This is a genomic window from Aquicoccus porphyridii, from assembly GCF_008369105.1.
GTDB lineage: Bacteria > Pseudomonadota > Alphaproteobacteria > Rhodobacterales > Rhodobacteraceae > Aquicoccus > Aquicoccus porphyridii.
In genome coordinates, this window is record NZ_VINQ01000171.1 from 1 (window position 1) to 407 (window position 407).

Sequence of the window (407 nt, forward strand, 5' to 3'; positions counted from 1 at the left end):
CGAGGTAGTTGCCGTCCGGGCCGAAGTGGTTGTAGATCACGTCGACGAAGACCATCAGGCCCATGCCGTGAGCGCTGTCGATCAGATGCTTGAGTTGCTCGGGCGTGCCGTAGGCCGACGCCGGGGCGAACGGCAGCACGCCGTCGTAGCCCCAGTTGCGGCGACCGGGAAACTCGCCCAGCGGCATCAGCTCCACGGCGGTCACGCCCAGTTCCACCAGGCGCGGAAGGAAGCGCTCGACCTCGGCGTAGGAGCCGAACAGGCCGACGTGCAGCTCGTAGATCACCGCTTCGTGCCAGGGCCGCCCGCGCCACTCGTCGACGCGCCAGGCGTAGGCGCCATGGTCCAGCACCTGGCTGTGGCCATGCACGCCGTCGGGCTGGAACTGCGAGGCCGGGTCCGGCACC

Annotated in this window: 1 protein-coding gene; it reads right to left on the reverse strand. The window is 69.3% G+C overall.

Going from position 1 to position 407, the window contains the following annotated elements:
• On the reverse strand, positions 1–407 hold a 407-nt coding region (locus FLO80_RS24055), incomplete at both ends, for an alpha-amylase family glycosyl hydrolase (RefSeq protein WP_246156809.1).